Source organism: Leptolyngbya sp. FACHB-261 (assembly GCF_014696065.1).
Taxonomy (GTDB): domain Bacteria; phylum Cyanobacteriota; class Cyanobacteriia; order FACHB-261; family FACHB-261; genus FACHB-261.
Genome location: NZ_JACJPL010000022.1, coordinates 1 through 18,679 on the forward strand (window position 1 = coordinate 1; position 18,679 = coordinate 18,679).

At 46.7% G+C, this 18,679-nt stretch carries 13 protein-coding genes and 2 pseudogenes; 9 read left to right on the forward strand and 6 right to left on the reverse strand.

Annotated features, from left to right (window positions below):
* Nucleotides 1-106, forward strand: a pseudogene (locus H6F94_RS32335) (IS630 family transposase); the annotation flags it as partial.
* A 336-nt stretch (nucleotides 107-442) separates the two neighbouring features.
* Here H6F94_RS32335 and cas3 read toward each other — a convergent pair.
* Both cas3 and cas6 read right to left on the reverse strand, forming a co-directional pair.
* Nucleotides 443-2,365: pseudogene (gene cas3, locus H6F94_RS12970) on the reverse strand (CRISPR-associated helicase Cas3'); the annotation flags it as partial.
* Nucleotides 2,308-2,967 (reverse strand): type I-MYXAN CRISPR-associated protein Cas6/Cmx6, encoded by a 660-nt coding sequence (cas6, locus tag H6F94_RS12975; protein WP_190802668.1) that lies wholly within the window; start codon nucleotides 2,965-2,967, stop codon nucleotides 2,308-2,310. The gene cas6 and the pseudogene cas3, both read right to left, overlap by 58 nt.
* Before the next feature lie 45 nt (nucleotides 2,968-3,012).
* Here cas6 and H6F94_RS12980 point away from each other — a divergent pair, with 45 nt between their 5' ends.
* On the forward strand, nucleotides 3,013-3,153 hold the full coding sequence (locus H6F94_RS12980; protein ID WP_190802669.1) for a hypothetical protein: 141 nt from the start codon (nucleotides 3,013-3,015) through the stop codon (nucleotides 3,151-3,153).
* A gap of 755 nt (nucleotides 3,154-3,908) precedes the next feature.
* On the opposite strand, the gene H6F94_RS12985 is transcribed toward H6F94_RS12980, so the two are convergent.
* From H6F94_RS12985 to H6F94_RS12995, 3 genes are all read right to left on the reverse strand, one after another.
* Nucleotides 3,909-4,328, reverse strand: a complete 420-nt coding sequence (locus tag H6F94_RS12985) for a hypothetical protein (RefSeq protein WP_190802670.1) — start codon at nucleotides 4,326-4,328, stop codon at nucleotides 3,909-3,911.
* 18 nt (nucleotides 4,329-4,346) lie between these two features.
* A complete protein-coding gene (locus H6F94_RS12990; RefSeq protein WP_190802671.1) occupies nucleotides 4,347-4,697 on the reverse strand; it encodes a hypothetical protein in 351 nt (116 codons plus the stop codon).
* Nucleotides 4,698-4,909: 212 nt separating this feature from the next.
* Nucleotides 4,910-5,077 carry a hypothetical protein gene (locus tag H6F94_RS12995; RefSeq protein ID WP_190802672.1) on the reverse strand — a complete coding sequence of 56 codons (168 nt, stop codon included), beginning with the start codon at nucleotides 5,075-5,077 and terminating at the stop codon, nucleotides 4,910-4,912.
* 146 nt (nucleotides 5,078-5,223) lie between these two features.
* On the opposite strand from H6F94_RS12995, the gene H6F94_RS13000 reads away from it, so the two are divergent.
* The 6 genes from H6F94_RS13000 (at nucleotide 5,224) to H6F94_RS33735 (ending at nucleotide 15,434) form a co-directional block, all read left to right on the forward strand.
* On the forward strand, nucleotides 5,224-5,424 hold the full coding sequence (locus tag H6F94_RS13000; RefSeq protein WP_190802673.1) for a transcriptional regulator: 201 nt from the start codon (nucleotides 5,224-5,226) through the stop codon (nucleotides 5,422-5,424).
* A gap of 2,115 nt (nucleotides 5,425-7,539) precedes the next feature.
* The gene (locus tag H6F94_RS13005; protein ID WP_190802674.1) at nucleotides 7,540-8,853 is read left to right on the forward strand and encodes a hypothetical protein; all 1,314 of its coding nucleotides are present in this window, start codon (nucleotides 7,540-7,542) and stop codon (nucleotides 8,851-8,853) included.
* An 806-nt stretch (nucleotides 8,854-9,659) separates the two neighbouring features.
* Nucleotides 9,660-9,884: a type II toxin-antitoxin system RelB family anti-toxin gene (gene relB, locus H6F94_RS13010; RefSeq protein WP_190802675.1), complete on the forward strand. Its 225-nt coding sequence runs from the start codon at nucleotides 9,660-9,662 to the stop codon at nucleotides 9,882-9,884.
* A 279-nt stretch (nucleotides 9,885-10,163) separates the two neighbouring features.
* Nucleotides 10,164-13,508, forward strand: coding sequence for a tubulin-like doman-containing protein (locus H6F94_RS13015; protein ID WP_190802676.1), 3,345 nt, complete (start codon nucleotides 10,164-10,166; stop codon nucleotides 13,506-13,508).
* Between the two features lie 26 nt (nucleotides 13,509-13,534).
* On the forward strand, nucleotides 13,535-15,115 hold the full coding sequence (locus H6F94_RS13020; protein WP_190802677.1) for an ABC transporter substrate-binding protein: 1,581 nt from the start codon (nucleotides 13,535-13,537) through the stop codon (nucleotides 15,113-15,115).
* Nucleotides 15,116-15,353: 238 nt separating this feature from the next.
* On the forward strand, nucleotides 15,354-15,434 hold the full coding sequence (locus tag H6F94_RS33735) for an IS1/IS1595 family N-terminal zinc-binding domain-containing protein (protein ID WP_524537851.1): 81 nt from the start codon (nucleotides 15,354-15,356) through the stop codon (nucleotides 15,432-15,434).
* A gap of 523 nt (nucleotides 15,435-15,957) precedes the next feature.
* On the opposite strand, the gene H6F94_RS13025 is transcribed toward H6F94_RS33735, so the two are convergent.
* Complete coding sequence (locus tag H6F94_RS13025; protein WP_190802678.1) at nucleotides 15,958-16,854, reverse strand: hypothetical protein; 897 nt, start codon at nucleotides 16,852-16,854, stop codon at nucleotides 15,958-15,960.
* Nucleotides 16,855-17,541: 687 nt separating this feature from the next.
* On the opposite strand from H6F94_RS13025, the gene H6F94_RS13030 reads away from it, so the two are divergent.
* Complete coding sequence (locus H6F94_RS13030) at nucleotides 17,542-18,672, forward strand: hypothetical protein (RefSeq protein WP_190802679.1); 1,131 nt, start codon at nucleotides 17,542-17,544, stop codon at nucleotides 18,670-18,672.
* Nucleotides 18,673-18,679 lie beyond the last annotated feature (7 nt).

Below are 18,679 nucleotides of genomic sequence, written 5' to 3' on the forward strand. Positions count from 1 at the left end.
GTGGTTTGTGCTGAAGAATTGGATGCGACAGCGATTGGATGAGTTTGAGAACTTTCGAGATTGTGTGGATGCTGCGTTCAAGCAATGTCCTAACGTATGCGCGTAGAGCTATATATCCTGGTTTCCTTAAAAAGCCGGGGAAAGCGCACCATTGGTCTTCTAACCAGTTAGATTTGACAGGGCTTGGAACGCTTGAGTCAAAACGGCTAATCGCCTCAGCTAGGTCCTGTTGAGAAATATCAGTTCCAGAGAGTTGCTCAACTAGGCTTAGGCCTGTCTTAAGCTCTTGCTCCCCATAAGGCTTATATTGGCTCCAGGGGTAAACGATAGCAGTGCAAACTCGGCCCGATGCAAGCCGTAACCCATGTTCATCCTCAATTACCTTTCGATTCAACCGCCCCAAACGTTGAACTAGAGCAGGAGCAGGTGCTACAGGAGAAACTAATAGGTCGGCGCTGAGATCCAGGGACATCTCGCAAACTTGAGTTGTAATTGCTAGAACCGGAGTGTTTGAGCCGAAAGCTTTTATGACCGCTTTGTGTTTATCTAGCCTATCCTTGTAGCGATAGCGGCTATGATAGATTAAGCAATTTGAAGGCTCCAACAAGGAGCTTAGGCACTTCGTTTTTGCTAGGCGATACAGGTTTATACAACTTTGTACTGAATTAGTTACCCACAAAACCTTTTGCCGTTTTTCTAATGCATCTAGTACGGTAGGCCATATCTCAGGTAGCTCATCAGAATCAGAAATCTCAGAAATGTATTGAATCTGGTAACGGGGTAGGATTTCTAGATCCTTTGGTCCTTCGATAGAACTTATCTGCTCACCCAACTCACTTGCTACAGCATGAATTGCTTGGAGCTGTCCTTGAGTGAAACTAGCACTCATTAATAGAATCGGAGCTCCTCGAAATGTTTTAAGGAATTGTAAAAGGGCTCCGAAGAGCCGGTCGTCATAGGCATGAACCTCATCAAATACAAAGGCAGATTGACTAATTGCAGGCCATGAATATAGAGGCTTACGATTGTTCTGAATGAGACCCAGCACTAAGTCAACTGTACAGACAATTAGCTTCGCTTGCCAGGCAGTTAATGCCGCTAACCGCGCATCTATCCCTTCGGAATCTTCTGAATCCCCTGAAAACAGAATTTCTTCCAAATCAACGGCAGCCCGGGAGTGCATCAAAGCTGTCTCAATAGGAGTTTCAGCAGCATAGTCTAGATATCCTTGGGAAGCAGTTCCAGTTGTGGGATATCCAAAAAACAACTTTCGACCCGTTGCTCTTTCCGTTGCTCTTTTTTTCGCCCATGCGTAAGCTGCAGATGTCTTACCAGTTCCACAGCCAGCCTTTACTAACGTGATCCTATTCTTTGCCTCAGCGACGTCTCTTTGAAAAGGGCGTAGGGAGTTACCGTTGAGTTTCTGTGTTAGAAGGTTTTGAATCTCTTGCTCAGAGAGTACAAGATTGAAAACCTGGTTCATCCACTCCCCAATCTTGTATCCAGCAACAGGCAATGCTGAACCCGCCAGATCCGCAGCAATTACCGTTGCTTTAACTGCAGCAATAAATCTCTGACGTTGCCAATCGCTTTGAGCCTCAAGCTCAATAAACTCATCACGCAGCTCGGTCAGGGCTTGCTTCAGCGTAGACTTTGACCAACACTCTTGAGGATACTGGGAGAGCGACTCAGGTAGTCCAAAGACTTGCTGTCCCAGCCTAAGGATTGCCTGAAAATCCACATGCTGTGTGTAGATTTCAAGCTCATCACCAGTTCCGTCAAGAATTTCAGCAATGTCTCCTGTCGATTTACCATCTTGGCTTTGTCCAATTTTGAGATGATGCCCCATTGCTGCCCAGACAGCCACCATTAGATCAGCCTGAGGGCATTGTTCTAGCCAAGCTCTAGAGCTAGGAACTCGGAGCGCTAAGATGCCGCTAATGACCTCATGACGAAGCATCTGCCTGCTGCTGTGCTTCTTCCAAGCTCTCTGGAGCTTATTCCTATGCAAGCAAATTTTCTCATCTTCAGAATTAAGATGAACCATCTCCTGAAAATGTTGATTTGCCTTACCCCAATCATGCAAATATGCGCCTAGCTTAACTGTGCGAGCGAAGTAATCAAAATCAATATCACTGGTTAGTCCTAACTGGTCCAAAATAGTGCGACCAAGCCTTTCTACTAAAACATCAGCAGCTTGCATCACTGCACTAATGTGACCTGTGTACTTGGCAGCACCTCGCATTCTGCTTCCTTGCGCAGCTTGTTTAGGTAGTGCCTTTGCTAGCAATGTCTTGAAGGGGGACACTAGTGCTCCTGATGAGGTAGGAAAATTCCGCAGCCCATGTGTCGCTTGCCTCCACATCCAAATTGCTGCAGAAGCAGTGAGTGCTCATCACTCAAGCCAGTCACCTCAGTCGTAAAACCAACGACTGTGTAACGTTGAATCTTGATGACCTTACGACTAGGTTGTCCATCACGATTTAGAGGAACAGATAGATGCCCTACGATTCCTAGGTTGTCCAACTGACGTTGAGCTGAAGCTATAAAGGAGCCTAGTTCCATAGCACCCTTGATAGTTACAATACGAGCTCTCACAGTTGGCGCTGGGCAGAGCATAGAGACAGTAGGGATTCCCAGCTGAATCTCGTGAACGCCTACTTTTACTTTCTTACCTGCCAATGGGTAGACTAACGGAATTTTAGATATAGGAACCCTGATACGGGTCAGTGACTGCCGTGTCAGGTGAATTTTGCCTTGCTGATCTTTGATGCCTGGGACCGTGAGAATAGCGAGCTCGGGGTGCTGGCGAAGCTCTGGTATCAGGTGCACGAATGCTGCATAGAGCCCGTAGTTGTGATCTGCAGGTAGCACTTGTCCATTGATCACAGGAAAATCCAGTTCTACAAAGGGTTCAAACCCCCTGTTCTCTGCAGAAGGTGTTAAGGGTCTTGTAATAGAGTTCATCCCGTGGGGTTTCCTGGTGAGAGGGCGCTCTGGGACTTGCGAGCTATGTTTTCATCGCCTTTCGGCATCAAGGGTAATGAGCGGGCAAGGTTATTGATGAGCCTTGACGCTCTGCGCTTCTTGGCAACGCTCCACTCGATTGGCTGCCACGTGGAAGTGCTCAACGCTCCACAGATACTCGTTTGAATGCCACTTAGAACATCTAAGGATGCACATAGGTTAGCTGCCCTGGTTTTGCTATGTCAAGGCCCTTCCTGCACTGGGCTATCTCTTAATTGGCATTTGGGCACACAGACGGGAAGATACCTTTGGAGGCAACCCCAGGCTTGTTAGCTCAAAATATTACTCAGCCCCATGCTCGCTGTCTGACTGCTGGAATCTCTGCTCTTAGCTGTCACCTCACTTCAAGTGACTGACGAACAACTGAACATGGTCGCTGCGAGCGAATGGGGCATCACTTCACTACACATCGCGCACTTTATGCGTCGAGTTCAACCTTTCTTGGAGCGCAATCAGTCATCCCTTAGGGCTGCTCCGCATCACTGGGCTAGTAGATATCCGCCGGGGGTCACTAAATCTATTACTCCACCAACAAGGTGCCCTAGCGTCATAGGGTTTCTATCTTCTTCAATCACCTGCTAGGGGCAAAGACTCGTTCCCTAACCCTAGACCGCTTTGTGATTCAGGAGCTGATCTAACTCGATAGAGAAAACGGGTATCAAGGAAACAGGCAGTAGCTGCTTTGTAGACACCACCTTCTCCTCTGGGGGTTTTACCAGTGGACAACAGAGGGGGCGGTAAAAACAAACATCACATTGAGTGCAATGATTGCCCCTAGTAGGGAAAGGCGGAAGGGGCCACACACGGAAGAATAAGGCTCAAAAACTAATGGCGTAGCCTGTGGATGGAATGGCTGAGTTAGGTCGCAGTAGAGCACTTATTTAATAGCTTATTGCTTGTCGCTCGGTTTCTTCGTTCGGGGTTAAATCAGATTGAGTCACAAATGTAACTCGATTAGGCTCAATCTCATAACGTAAATCAAATGCCCCTATTCCACCAGAAGTCATGCCTTCTCGATAAATACTCATATCGTATTTACCGCTAACTTCTGTAGTTTCTACATAGAAAACAAACTGATAGGGGAGCGGTAGCCCTGGAACGCTTTGTCTTAAGCTAAGCGCAGGCTTCTCAGGCAGAATTGAGCAATGGAACAAACCTTGTCCCCAACGGCAGCTCAGAGCTACATCAAAGTCTGAGTCTAAATAGTAGATGTCTGCGCGGACCTGCTTCGATAGCCCCTCTGAATCTTCTCTAAAGGCGCGAGGTAGATACCCATTGACCGCAATTCTGACGTCGCACATGGGACTTGGTTGACCACTCTACACACCGGATGGTACTTCACCGCAGTGGTCTTGGGGATACCCAGCCGCTCGACGCACTGGCTGGTTGTATGTGTCCACATAGGTTGCCGTAATCGTAGCTCCAGTACCTTGGTAGGCAAAACACCAGATCTGTGTAGAGCGCCGAGCGCTCTCTAAATTATCAATCTCGAAAATCCCTGGGAATTTCTGCTCTCCGAACTGGTAGTAGCGGGCATACCAAACGAGGCGAAGTGACTGTTTATCACCCTGAATTGGTGCAGACAGAGAGAGAGCAGACGTGCAAATTGGATAATTGCCGCAGGCAAGAAACACGAAGCATACTAATGCAATCGAAAGAGCTTTTCTCATAGAGCTGGTAAGGCTAAGTCACTGAAATGGATGGAGGCAGGCTTTTGACCTGCATGACTGGTTCTGGTGGAACTGCGAGACCTTAATGAGAGCCGCTTCATGGAGACAGCCTGAAACGACGTCACCAAAACCAGGCGTCTGCTCTATTCCGTCACCTGTCCAGGCTTTAAAATGCTTGCTTTTGAGAACGGCAGTCAGACCAAACCCAGTGCTTAAACTTGCCCTTGGTTTTGCTCTGCATAGCCCAGCACATACAGCTGCTCAATCTCCATGCGAATAGCTGCAACGGTATCGCCCACGATAAAGACGATTGCTCTGGCTCTCGTGCGCCTTGGTCGCTCTACAGGTGTCTCCTCCATCTGGGCCTGTTGCCCAACCACTGGAGTTTTTTTGCTTCTGTTTGGTCTGCGCCATGACAGCGGGGTGTTTAGGTTAACTAGCAATGTACCCGTAACATGAGGGTACAAGCAAGTAGCCTGCCGGTAGAAATTTATGATGGTCGGAGGACGCCGTGGGGAAAAGGCTTGTGGCCCGCAAGGACCGGCTATATCGGAGAGAGGTCAGTGTCTATCTGGAGCCGTGGCTAAAGCAGGGGCTGGTTCGTTGGGCCAAGCGCGAGAACCGTTCGCTCTCAAACCTGATTGAGGATCTGACGAAGAAGGCTTACCGAGAGTGGGCAGAGGCGAACAACATACCAATTGAGACGCTGGACGAGGACGAGGAATGACCAGCAACGGGTGTGAATAAACGATCACTGGGTCTGGAGGGCGAACTGATAGTGTTCAGACTCTGACCGTTCAAATCTCCGAGTTTGGAAGCCAGATGTCTGAGTTAAGGGGGCAGGTTCAACCAGTGGTGGAACAGTTCAACTGAATGGTGCCTGCGCTCCCGTAGTGTCTAACCAAGTGGCGTTTCAGGAAGAATGCCTGAATCAGTTGCAGGATGAGTTTAGGTTCGATCTACGTGAGCGAGCAAAATGCTCAGGTACAGGCATTGCTTGAACTCTGCTGTAGCCGCGAGTGCCGCTGCAGAGTTTAGAGCGGGGCCAGGGCTGATAGACCCTCCAGCGAGTAGAAAAAGTGAATGGGTAGCTAGATGGGAACGGTTTCCAGCGACATGTTTGATTAGAGGGGCGGACTCGTCAGAGACTTGCAACCTAGCCAAGAGCTGAGCCTATGAGTTGATTGCTGAGCTGGGAATTAGCTGCTCTTCGCAACGCAGACCCCCCTGCCCTAGCTTCGAAACCAACACTCGACTGACATAAGTTTGACGAGCAATCGAATCGCTCCGCAGCCGCTCAAGCAACCTCCTCAGTTTTTCAACTGATGCAAGTAAGCGATGAGCAATATGCTTCTTGCACAACTGTATAGTGGAAAGTTTTAGCAAACGAGCCACTCCAGTTCCTCTTTCTGCTGGGACATAAATAAGTCTTCGGAGGGAAGACTACATGGGAAAAGGCCTCGACTTATCCGATGCAATCCAAATTTGTAACAGCTTATTCCCGTTTATTTATGTTTTGAATCTCTTCAAAAAATATGAGTAAAAACTGAACACCTAGCAATTTATTTAATGGGGATTAATCATTTATTTAAACGGGATTATCTCTGTATAACCCCATTTAAATCGACTATTTTTTCTCGCAAAAAGGGTTGAATATCTCAGCTCAGGGTGATAGTCTTTTGGAGTACAAACGTACCCAACCAAACCTCGCGCCATGTCCCTCAATTCTCTCTAAGCATGATCGAGACTGGAGATTGACCGATACTAGATGTGCTCCAGAACTGAAGCCTCCATACCTATTAGCTCAAGCAGGACCAGAGGTCAGTCTTACATCTCTAATGACCTACCAACTCTCCTCTCTTGAGGATAGAGAGCTGCAATAGGAGCTGTGTGTAGATTCATTTATCTCATTTGCTATCGGTTGATATCTCTAAATCTTTTCTGCCCAGAACCTAGGGAAGATAGGCAGGTGGGTGAGTAAGAGACGAGAGTTTTAGTCACTTAAAACTCACTCGTGCCATTGGCTTCATCAGCAGTCTCTTATTGATTGGGGATTTTAGAGCAGTTGCTATGGCCTCGCTTGGAAGAAGAGCTAGCACGTAAGACAGTGGTAAAGCTCCATCGGCATTTTTAGAAGCTGCAAGGAACCTTTTCTCTTGCAGAGTGCCCACCAGCAGAAAAATATATGAGCAACTTTTCGTTTCAATTTGGTACCAAGCAGCAAGCCGCTGAGATCTTGCAACTAAGTTGTGAAACCCTTAAGAAGTATAGACTTAGTGGCAGATTGATTGAGGGGATTCATTGGTCGAGAATCAATTCTCGATTGGTCAGATACAATTTGAGCTTACTTAAAGATTGGCTTGCAAACAAAAATGATCCAGTGGCACATCTACGTGCAATTGAGCAATTTCAAGCTAGCTTGCTGAGTAATCAGCCTAAGAAACCTCGTAGGAAGACTATATAGGTATTGCGATGATAAGACCTGCAGCTTGTCCAATCATTGCCTAGTGAGAAGGTAAAATTTGAAAGCATTCTAGCTGGCTCACCAAGAGTGTAGTAGCTGATGGAGCAATGGTTATGTAAGGCATATAAGTATCAATGGCTTTAGGAGATAGGTTACTGAAGAGGGCTTGCTGAGTCTACTCGATAGGCTACAGCATGACTAGTTCACGCTAATTTCGGCCGTTCAGCGACTCACTTATAGAAGCTGGAGTAGTTCTTCATGAGTTATATTATCAAGAAATACCGCTGTCCTAGGCAGTGTTATGAGTTTGTGCGAACTCTGACTAAAAGTTTAAGCCAAGAGAACCATGCTCTGTTCTGCCATATTCTAGTGAGTAGCATGAGCAATCTCCGTCTCCGCAAACACAAGGGCTGGGTACCTATTTCGTTCAAACTTATCCGTAAGACTTGGAAGGGTAAAGCGGACTGGAAGAAATTAGAGAGCCTAAACCTCATCAGAGTTAAACCCTATGATATGAGGCGCGGTCTGTCCTATGAATTCAAAGTACCTGATGCTCTAATTGAAAAATTTCTCTCTAGTTTTTCCACTAAGACTCAGGACCACGTAGACTCACCGATGGTAAACCTATTCACGGGTCATTTAATGAAGTGCAAGCCTAAGAGTAGGTTAACAGACAGTACTGGACACCCTGAAGCAGAATTAATTGCATCTGCAATTAAAACAGTTAAGAAATGTTTTTTTAATGCACTGGCTGTTGAAAAGCATTTACAGAAATTAAAAGCCGAACGTGATTTATTTGAGAAAGATAGTCCTCAGTGGACGAGAGCGTGTGCTCGCTATCTAAATGATTTTTATTGTTTTAGGGCTATTGTTTCACGCGACTTAGTCAGTATAGATGGCAAAATCTTTAGTTATGAACCGACTTATTCTAGTCAAACGACTGGTCGTATCAGTGAAGAGGGGGGTGGATTGCAATCTTGTAGCCGTGCTATGAAGGAGGCTGCCTTTCAAGATATTAATGGCATCAGAAATTATGATCTCAAAAATAGTCAAGCCAATGGACTGATCCAGCAATTTGAGAGGGCTGGGTTAGATACTGTCTGGCTTAAGAATTACGTTGCGGATAGTAACTCTAAGAAAAAATATGCGGCCCAAGCTGGCATCACAGTGAACTGCTGGAAGAGTTGCCTGTACGCAACGATGATGGGGGCATATCTGGGGCCTGGTAGATACCGTGGTGCAGTCACTAAGTATCTAGAAGATGAGGCGGATGGTGATTTAGAAAAAGCTAAGGCCTTGCATATGATATGTCTAGCTGTAATTAAGCCTTTTAAGATTCAACTAGATAAGTGGCATCAGTGGCTGCGCGAAAAGTATGTCGAGCTTCATAGCTATTGTGTTAAAAGGAAAAAATATATAAAGAATGCTACCGGTAAAACGCTCTGTCTCACGGACGTAGGCAAGGATAAGAATTTGCTTACGCGCAAAATATCTGCGTTTATATTACAAGGTGCTGAGGCGGCTTTCATTCATCACTTGACTCTGTTAAGTGACGAGTATGGGTTTAAAGTTCTGAGCAATCAACACGATGGGTTGGTAACCTTAGGCACCATTCCAGAGGAAGCTGTTGAAATAGCGCGAGAAAAATCTGGACTCAAGCGAGCTGAAATCGAGGAGAAACCATTTCTATGACCTTTTAAAGGCTGAAACCCTTGCAGCTATGAAGATTCAGCCTTTTTGGATCCTCGACGACAGTCGGCGGATGGTGTGAGAGGGTGCGAGAGGAGAAAAGGGAAGAGAAGGGAAGAGGAAAAGGAAGAAGAGGGAAAAGGAAAAGGAAGAAGAGAAGGTATAGGCGTACGGCTTCAACTGCCAGAAGCCTTGTGAGGCAAGGTTTTGACCCTTATTCCTGCCTTCTCCTAAGAACCTACTGGAAAGAGTAGGGAGGAAGAAGGGAGAGTAGGGAGGAAGAAGGGAGTGTAGGGAGGAAGAGAAGGTATAGGCGTACGACTTCAACTGCCAGAAGTCTTGACTCACAAGGTTTTGACCCTTATTCCTGCCTTCTCCTAAGAACCTATTGGTATCGGCCCAAGACTTTCTTCTGCCAAGGCAATATAAGTATCCTTAGAGCCATCTGAGCCCCTTCGAACGAAGTCTTCCTTTGCCCTCTTAACCCCACTCCTTTACTGAAGCATTTGCTTAAACTCTGCCTTGGCTCCCCTTTCCTCAGGAATCAATGGCTAGTTGAAATGCTTGTGGTAACAATCTGTAAGTCACAGGGTAGTGCCTGACTGGTGAATAGGGTTCTGCCCCTCACTAGGAGTAAGAAGCTCTCCTTGTCCCTTGAGAGCTAGTAGAGGGCTGTTTTTGCAATACATCTGTCTCATCCGCAAGGGGCCAGCGTTAGTTTTTCAGAGGAAAGGGTACATTGCTGACATAGCACCTGCTAGGCGCTGTCGGTAACCGACGGTGATTGAATAGCGTTGGATATAGTATCAATGACCGAGTTTCGAGATACGAACGAACTAGTTTTGGAACTCCGGCAACAGCTTGGATTAACTCAGGAAAAGCTTGCTGCTAAGTTAGGAGTTACCGTCAGCACTATCAATCGTTGGGAGAATGGAAAAACGGCTCCCTCCCCTTTAGGGTTAAAGCAAATTGAAGAGATGCTCAGACAGATGGGCGAAGGAGGAAGAAGCTTACTGGCAAAGCACTTTCCCTGAGGAAGTAATTGATTAGCTCAGTTAGCAGATTAACCTCCTCATAGATCAGCTTCATTGTATGTACTACCTATCTTACCTTCATAGGTGGCTTATTAAAGCTACACCATCTTTACTGACTAGAAGCTGTGAGTAATTCAAGCAGAGCAGTATTAGAGGGAGCTAAACTCTCAGCGCAATCCGAAGTAATACCTGGTAAAGATAAGAATATTTGACTCCTGTAGATGACCTTTTCCATCCGTCCACCAATTCACTGTAGAAATAATGTCTGAATATACTGGAATGACTCCCACTGTTATCATCGGTGTAGGAGGCACAGGCAAGGAAATTCTGGTTAAGGTGCGTCGGATGATTGTAGAGCTGTATGGCTCTTTAGACGCTCTACCCATTGTCTCCTTTCTTCATATTGATACTGAGCAGAACGCTAAGGTCTCAGAACCTCAAGTTGTTCTGAAGCAAGACATCTCTCTACGCCCAGCTGAGCAAGTATGGGCTAAGGTTGAAGACGCAAAAGCTATTCTAAACAAGCTCTCATCCTACGAATATCTAACAGAATGGTTTCCTAGTCAGCTGAAGGGAACTGATTCAATTTTGGCAGGGGCAGGGCAGATTCGGGCATTAGGCAGGTTTGCTTTTAGTCTAAATTATCAAGCAATCAAAACCAGTTTTAACAATGCCAAAGCTCGGATTGTTGGTCATGAGAAGTTTATGTTGGATCATTGGCAGGTCCAACTAGATAAGGGGATCAACATCTTTGTCGTCTGCTCTCTTTCGGGAGGGACGGGCTCTGGTATGGTCCTAGACCTAGCTTATAATCTCCGTGATTGGGTGCCACCTTCAGAATTGCCCCAATCCTCTGCTTATCTGGTTTTGCCAGGAGCTTTCTCTGGTCTGGGGGACAGAGTGATCGCGAATGCCTATGCGGCTCTGATGGAGCTAAATCACTACTCCCGCAATAACACCCGCTTTGAGAGCCAGTACAGTAGCAATCAATCGGACCGAATCAGTGCCCAAAGTGGTCAGGACGTTCCCTTTAACTTCTGCTACCTAGTGGGTAACAGCAATGACAAGGTGACATTTCCGAATCTCAGCTCCGTCTTGGAGATGGTTGCTCAAAATCTCTTCCTGGATTTCAGTTCTGGGTTCAGCCAGTACAAGAAACTGGTCCGGGATAATGTACGCAAACAGTGGGCTAGTCCCGATGCGCTCGGTTATCCCCAAAGTTTCATTAGCTTTGGTCTGTCTAGTATCCAATTCCCTGTAGAACGGGTGCTCAACGCTTGTGCTTCTCGCTTAGCCGGTCGTTTGGTAACTTGGTGGGCCAATCCCACCCCAGCCCCCGCTGCAATGCGGGACGTCATTAAAACCGAAATCTTGCCGAGCCTGTTCCTGGCTGAATCAGATCACGAGCATCAACTCCTGGACAGTATCAGTCTTGGAGACAACATGAAGCCTTACAGCAAGGAGGTAGCAGACTGGGCTGCAGGCGTGCGTAAGCGACGAAATGACCTGAATATTCCTTTTGAGAACATCCAGCGCTTTATCTCCAACGAGCAGGAGAAGTATGCTCCTCACTTCAATGACAGCGATACAGACCCCCGACGCTGGAGCGACTACTTCCAGAAGATGTGGGACAACCTAAACAGGCTGATTCCTCAGAAGCGTCAAGAACTCCGTCAGACGGTCTACAAGATCATTGAGGATCGTTTCCGGGGTCCTAAGTTTGCTCGGCAATTTCTAGAAGTTCTCCTAGAGGTCTTTGCTGAGTTCCGCAGCCGCTTTGACCAGGACCGTCAGAAGAACTGGTTGCCCAGGGAGCGCTCCTCCGCCAATGCGCTTCAAGTCCTGCTCAAGCAAATTGATGATCATGCCAAGCAATTCCTGCTGGTGAACCGTAAGAATGTCATTGAGGATGACTTCCGGGGGATTATGCAGGCCCTTGAATCTCTCTTTGTATCTAAGGTCGAGGTTAAAGCTCGAAGCTTGGCAATTCCTCTTCTGGATGGTTTACGAGAAGAAATCGATAAGCTCTTAATTGACCTGGCAGCCTTTGAGCGGGTCCTGGATATCCTGCGGTCTCAGTTACAAGATAAAGAACAGATCTTTGTGCGGGAGACCGGCGTTCTAACGGTCAATGGCATTCTGCTTTATGATCCCAAGGACATTGAGCAGGTCTATAGCAAAACTCTGAATGGCAAAGAAGATACAGTTTGTCAGAGTATTTCCCAACAAGTTTTAGGTGATTTAGGACTGAGACTGTTTGACCTTTACACGTTTGATACGCTTCGCACCAAGGGATTGTACGAGCGTTTGCTGAACCAAGCTATCGATGAGTTTCGTACCGGAACGCAACTCGAAATCTCGACCGCTCGTAAATTTCTGGAGCAATATCCAACGGTAGAGCAACAGGAAGCTCAGATTAAAACCACCTTTGAAAAATGTGAGCCCTTTCTGCGTCTGAGCCAGGAGCAAAAGCGGTTGGGATGGGAGGACCGGTCTGAGAAGTGCCAGACGATTGTAGGGATTCAAGGCGGCAACAAGCCAACAGATCCTGCCGTCGGGGCTTTGCTACCCATGATTCGCAAGACCAGTACCCTCACCGACAAGGATATTCGTCCCCTGAATGATCCCCACCATATCTACTTTGTGCAGGAGATTGGTGCTTTTCCTCTACGCCTCATTGAGGGAATGGAGCGCATGCGTACGATCTATCGAGCGGTGACTCACGCAGATAAAAATCCCCTTCACACTCACCAAGACAGCCGTCAGTTTAAAGACCTGATGCCCCCGACGCAGAGCGAGGTTCAAGTCAGGCAGAACCTGGTTCTTGCACGAGCTTTAGGTTTAATGACTCAAGTAGAAAACCGGGTGAGCGGATTTTCTGAGGTACGCTTTGCCTATCGAGATAAGCAATCAGGACTTGAGAAACTCCAAGTTGTTGGAGCTGATTGGCAAGAGGCAGAAGAGTATTTGCTGGTTGACCAGAATCGTAAGGTTCGAGAAACTCTGGACGATATTGTCAATATCATTGGGCAAACAGCGGTCACCAAGCCTGACAAGCAAGAACTCTATCAAAAACTGATGGCTCATCTGCATGTATCTGAGGCATCTATTAGTGGTGGAAAAGACAGCCCTGACTATCAGAAACTCGAAGCAGCGATTGAGGACTATGTAAAAGTTCACAGCCTATTTATCGCTCCCGCCTTAGGAACCGCTACATTGTCTTCTCCAAAGTCTCCTGCTGCACTTAAGACTCCATCAAGCGCATCTGCACCGTCAGGAATGCTAGAAAGCAACTTGGAGAAGTTTACCAAATTGGTGGAAACTTGTTACCGTCGCGGCAATCCCTCTCCTACGGAATTGCAGCTACTAGAGCGTTTCCGACAGAAGTACAACATCTCTCAGGAAGTTGCAGACCAGATCACTGCTCAGGTTCAGCCGAAGCATGATCATCAGCAAGCGATAGATGAGTTTGGTTTGATGTTTCGAGCCTTTCTCGAAAACGACGGTGACATAGATTTTGAAGAGCAGGCTCAACTGATTGAACTGCAAGAAGAATTGGAATTGACCAATGAACAAGTTGCAGCAATAGAGTCGAATGTCCGAGACGAATTAGGCCACAAATAATAATCTTTAGGCTCTATGAGGTTCCTATGGTCAGTCAATTTAACTATGTGACTTGCCCTAAGTGCGGTCATGATCGTAATCCCGTAACTGCTAAGAAATGTGAGATCTGCGCCTTCAAGCTGGGCAAAAGCTTCGGTCTCTTGCCTATGATCGGTGGTGGCTTGGCTCTTTTAACACTACTGGGAGTAGGTTACTTTGCTTTAAAAGGCCAACCAGGTAGTGTCGCCAGTGCGGCAGGGGGTAGTTCATCTGAACCCTCCAGCTCCCAAGGTTTTACTGATCGCATATTTGCATTTTCGTTGCCCGGTATCTCATTGCCTGGTAATGCTGCACAGTCCAATGACGTCAGTGCATTCCTCAGCCGAGGTGAACGAGTTCTATTTACAGACACGCCAGTTCCCAGCAAACAAGCTGCCGCAACAGCCTTCGCGGCTGGCGACTTCCCAACTGCGGTGAGAGAGTTGGAGGCATCTCGACAAGCTAGTCGCAGTGATCCTGAATCGCTTATCTACCTGAACAATGCCCGCCTTGGCAACACACCGGCTCTGAGCGTTGCAGTGGTTGTTCCTATTGGTAGCAATGCCAATGCTGCTCGTGAGATTCTACGTGGGGTTGCTCAAGCCCAGGATGAGGCCAATCGGGCTGGTGTTCCACTAAAGGTCGTCATTGGCGATGATAACAACGATCCCAAGCGAGCCCAAGACATTGCAAATACCCTAGCAAAAGACAGCAGTATCCTAGCTGTTATTGGTCATGGCACTAGTAAAACTTCGCTGGCTGCAGCACCGGTCTATCAGCAAAACCAAATGGTGATGGTTGCTCCTACCAGTACCAGTACCGAGTTAGTACAAGTTCCTAAGAGTGCTGGAGGAGATAACTATATTTTCCGCACCATTTCCAGTGACCAGTTCACAGGCACAGCTCTAGCCCGCTACATGCTGAAGACACTGGGTAAACGGAAAGCTGCTGTCTTCTTCAATTCGGGTAGCTCTTACAGCAAGTCACTTGAGCAAGCGTTTGAAACAACCCTGAGCCTCGAAGGAGGGCAGGTCGTGCAACAAGTAGATCTTGCAAAAGGGAATGCTGCAAGCCAGATATCTGGTGGCGCAGCAGAAGTCTTAGTGCTTCTGCCAGACTCAGATACGCTAGCTCAGGCGATTGAGGTTGCTAAAGCGAATCAAAATCGTCTGCCACTCCTAGCAGGGGATGCAGTCTACAAGATAGATAGCCTCCAACAGGGAGGGGCTGCACTTAACGGAATGGTACTTCCGGTCCCTTGGCATCCCCTGAAGAACGCCGACCCGAACTTCAGCCAAACTGCTAGCAGCTTATGGGGAGGAGACATCAACTGGCGCACAGCTATGGGCTATGACGCCGTACGAGCCCTACGTGTGGGGCGGGCTAAAGGCAAGATTACAGTGCAGAATGGCCGACAAGGCCGTGCCGCCCTAGCTAAAGCATTTGCTGCTCCAGGTTTTGCGTCCAATGGTGCAACAGGGGTAATTAGTTTTCTACCCTCTGGTGACCGTAACAGCAATGTAATCCTGGTAAAGGTACAACCTGGGACTCGCTCTGGAACTGGCTACGATTTTGTACCATTGCAGTGATGTCAGCTTAGTATTTGCTTGAGTATTGAGGGCAAAATACCTCTAGAAGCATTACAATACCTACCCTCGGTTGGTATCTAGAATTGATACTCTTACCGATTCAGGCTTGGGAGTATCAGTTCTAGGTATTTGCTGAATAGATGGCTCTATAAATATAAGAATGGAATTCAATCAGTAAGCCTAAAGATTTTAAGGATAATGGATATTAGTAAAGCTAGAGGCTGTGCAGGGAGCGAGGATGACTTGTCCAATTTGTGATGACAACCACGTTGTTAAGAACGGCAGAATCCGCAACGGCAAGCAAAACTTTAAATGCTGAAGTTGTGGCAGGCAATTTGTGCAAGACCCCCAAAACCAGCTCATCTTTGACCCGACTAAATCAACTCATTGACAAGCTGCTTTTGGAGAAACTCTCTGTCGCCAGGAGCTCGGGTAACTGGCGTCTTTGAACAGTGGCTGAAAATCTATGTGGATTTCCAACGAGTCAACCCCTCGACTAGGCCAAGTCCAGGCTAGAAAAAAAGGCTGATTGCCCTCGAGCGTGACGAAGCCTGGTCGTTCGTCACACTCGAGGGCAACCAGCAATGGATTTGGCTGGCCGCTTGCCAGCCAAGTCACTCTGTATCTGCAGGTGGCCAAGCGGAATGAGACAGGAGCCCAGCGTTTATGTTAAGCGGTTCCGTCAGTGTGCCCTCTGCGACACGGACTTCTGGTCAGCCTATCGCCAAGTGCTCCCCAAGCAACGACTAAGAAGATTGAGAATCATAATTAATTGGAGCAATTGGTAGTTCACTCACCACTACAGTGCATCCTTGCCTTTGTAGGATAGGATTACTCCTCTGTTAGGTGCCTAGATTGACACTTTGCCACAGACGGAAAAGTGCTTGGGAAATTGGTCTGGTAACTCTGTCATTAGTCCAATAACCATTATGGGAAAGAGGAGTCCAACTTAATAAACCACCAACGTTAACTTCTCTATCTTCTTTAACAGCCTCCTTATATTTGTTATTCATGTGCTTGATAGGATAGCCGAGAACGTCATCTTTATCGTAATAATTGACCCATTCCCCTTCGAGCTCTGGGTAATGAGCGGAGAGGTTGGGTGAGGGAACAGCTACAGGCGTGCCAAAGTCGTTGTAACGTAGTGCCCACAAAGGGATTTGATTACCCAACGTGTACAGAAGTGTTAGTGTTTCCAACTTCTCGAGAGGATTGTCATGAATTTCTATCTTGTTACTTCCTGCTTTTACACCTCCACTCTGAATATCCCAAATGTAATTACTAGCTATTGCAGCTCCCATACTATGGGCTATAACGCATAGTGGAGCATTTGGCCCAGCTTTCTCGGCTAACCTGTGCAGAGTATCAGCAAAGCACTGGTGCACTCCATCGTAAACTGCTCGATCATCCGGCGGTGTTGCGGAGGTAATCTGGTAGCCAACACTATCTGCCAAAGAATTAAATACGAAATTACGGATATCGCCCCATCCAAGCTTCTCGATCTCTAGTCTTTTCCACAGATCATTCTGGGGCTTCTGAAGGATGTGAGCCCAGTAGATTGCATCGATCTCCAGTTCTGGAGCTTCACCATCAGCGTTTCTACCTCGTAGCTGTGAAAACTGCGACTTCAGCCTTTTTGCTATCCCTCCAGTAAACTTTTCTGGCTGGTTCGGATCCTGAAAACCAGGATTGTCATTACCAATGCCATGAATAATAGCTACAGCGATTTTTTGAGGCACTTATTACTCCACTGTTACCATGAGACACCTAGTTAGAATTTGCTAACCAGTCGGTCCATTCTATGCAAGCTATAAATTCACTGTCAATGCGATTAACAGGTGTACACAAAACGAGCCGATTTTGATTAGATACCAAGCTCTGTAATGAATCATACCTAGTCACTGGAAAAACTTAACAACATTTGTCCTGATTGATGGGGCTCAGTAGGTACATATAGTGCCGATTCAGGTGTAATCGAAAAAGATTTCGATTACACCTGAATCGGCACCTAAATATTCGAATTGCTGTTCCGCCATTCAATTGCTGCTTTCTGAAACTGTCTTAGTAGTTTCATGTAGTTCGTCTGGCTGAGTACTGCACTCAGGCTGTCTTAAAGAGCAGGTGTGGGTTTAGCTCAGTTCCCTTAATATAAGGGTCAGCACCCCACACATATACCAATGAGGAACACAAGATGAGCTAATGACATTACACTAGTGACAGCAGCCATCTATTACGGACTGCAAATTCTGAAGAATTTGCAGAACTCTAAGAGCTTCAACCTCATTGCTTATTTTCTCCTGATCTAAGCAAGGGTACATCGTAAGATTCTGGTACTTGACTACAAAAACTGGGCTATTATAATGACTTCAATCGAATGTAATAGGGAGCACATTGAAAGCATCAATGGGACATTCCCCTATTTGCCAGTGAACAGTCCTGACCCTTCCTCCCCCTCTAGCTCGAAACTGTGTTCTCCAGATGCAGTAGCAGAGAAAGTAGATTCTTTAGTTAATTACATTCAACAAGAAATTCACAGCCGGGGTAAGAAAGCAATGACATGGCAAGTTCAAGAGGAACTTGCCCAGCTAATCAACCTTTTGCAAAGAGTTGAGAAAAGATTCTTAAAGAATGAAGCAGCAAAGCAACCATGCGTAGTTAAGCAGAAGCAGCTCAAGTCAAGCCTTGATTTTGTAGAGATAGCTATAAAAGCTTTGTTTGAGGAGCAGCCTAACCTGTGTCTCTCTAGAAAGATCAGACGCAATATTGAGTATTTTATGCGCATGTCTGACATTCCTGTAGTTGGCATGCCAATTAATTTTTTTCATGGTGTTACACATCTATCATCGACGATAACGAAAGTAATCTTTGGCCTTGCAATATCCCTTCCTTTGTGCGCAGGACTTCTAGGCTATGCAATTTATCAACTTAATTCAGTTAGTAATAAGAACGCTCCTGCAGAATTTGCAAAGACTGCAATATCCATTGACACACGAGGGCAATCTACACTTCCTGAAGGTTCGCAAGTCAGTCCAATAACTGCACCGGGTACGTCCCAAGCGCAGATCAGGGCAGCCCAAGCAAGGATCAGCGAAGAATGTCTATTCTTGCTAATTCTGACGGGCTCAGCAGGAGCATTAGGGAGTATCATCAGCATCTTGACCAGGATTGAACAGTATCAGAGCAAAGAATACGAAGATTCTGCTCTCCCCATCTTTATTGGAGCATTTAAGCCCATAATAGGAGCGTCCTTTGGTATTTTGATCTTTACTCTCGTTACCGCAGAGATATTTCCGTTTAAAATTCCCCAACAGGAAAGCAAGGGAGCTGCCTTTTTCGCCTTGGCATTCATTATTGGGTTCAGTGAGAGATTTGCGAATGACATCGTCAGCCGTACAGAGAACAGTTTATCTGGCGTCTCTGGGAAGCCAACAGAAGCCATTGAGATAATGGCTGAGCATCTAAAGAAATTACCGCCTGGCTCTTCAGAGGCTACGGCTATAGCTGAGGCGTTGTCCCAAACTTTATCTGCACACTGTCAGAATCAAAATAAAGGATAAGGACGAG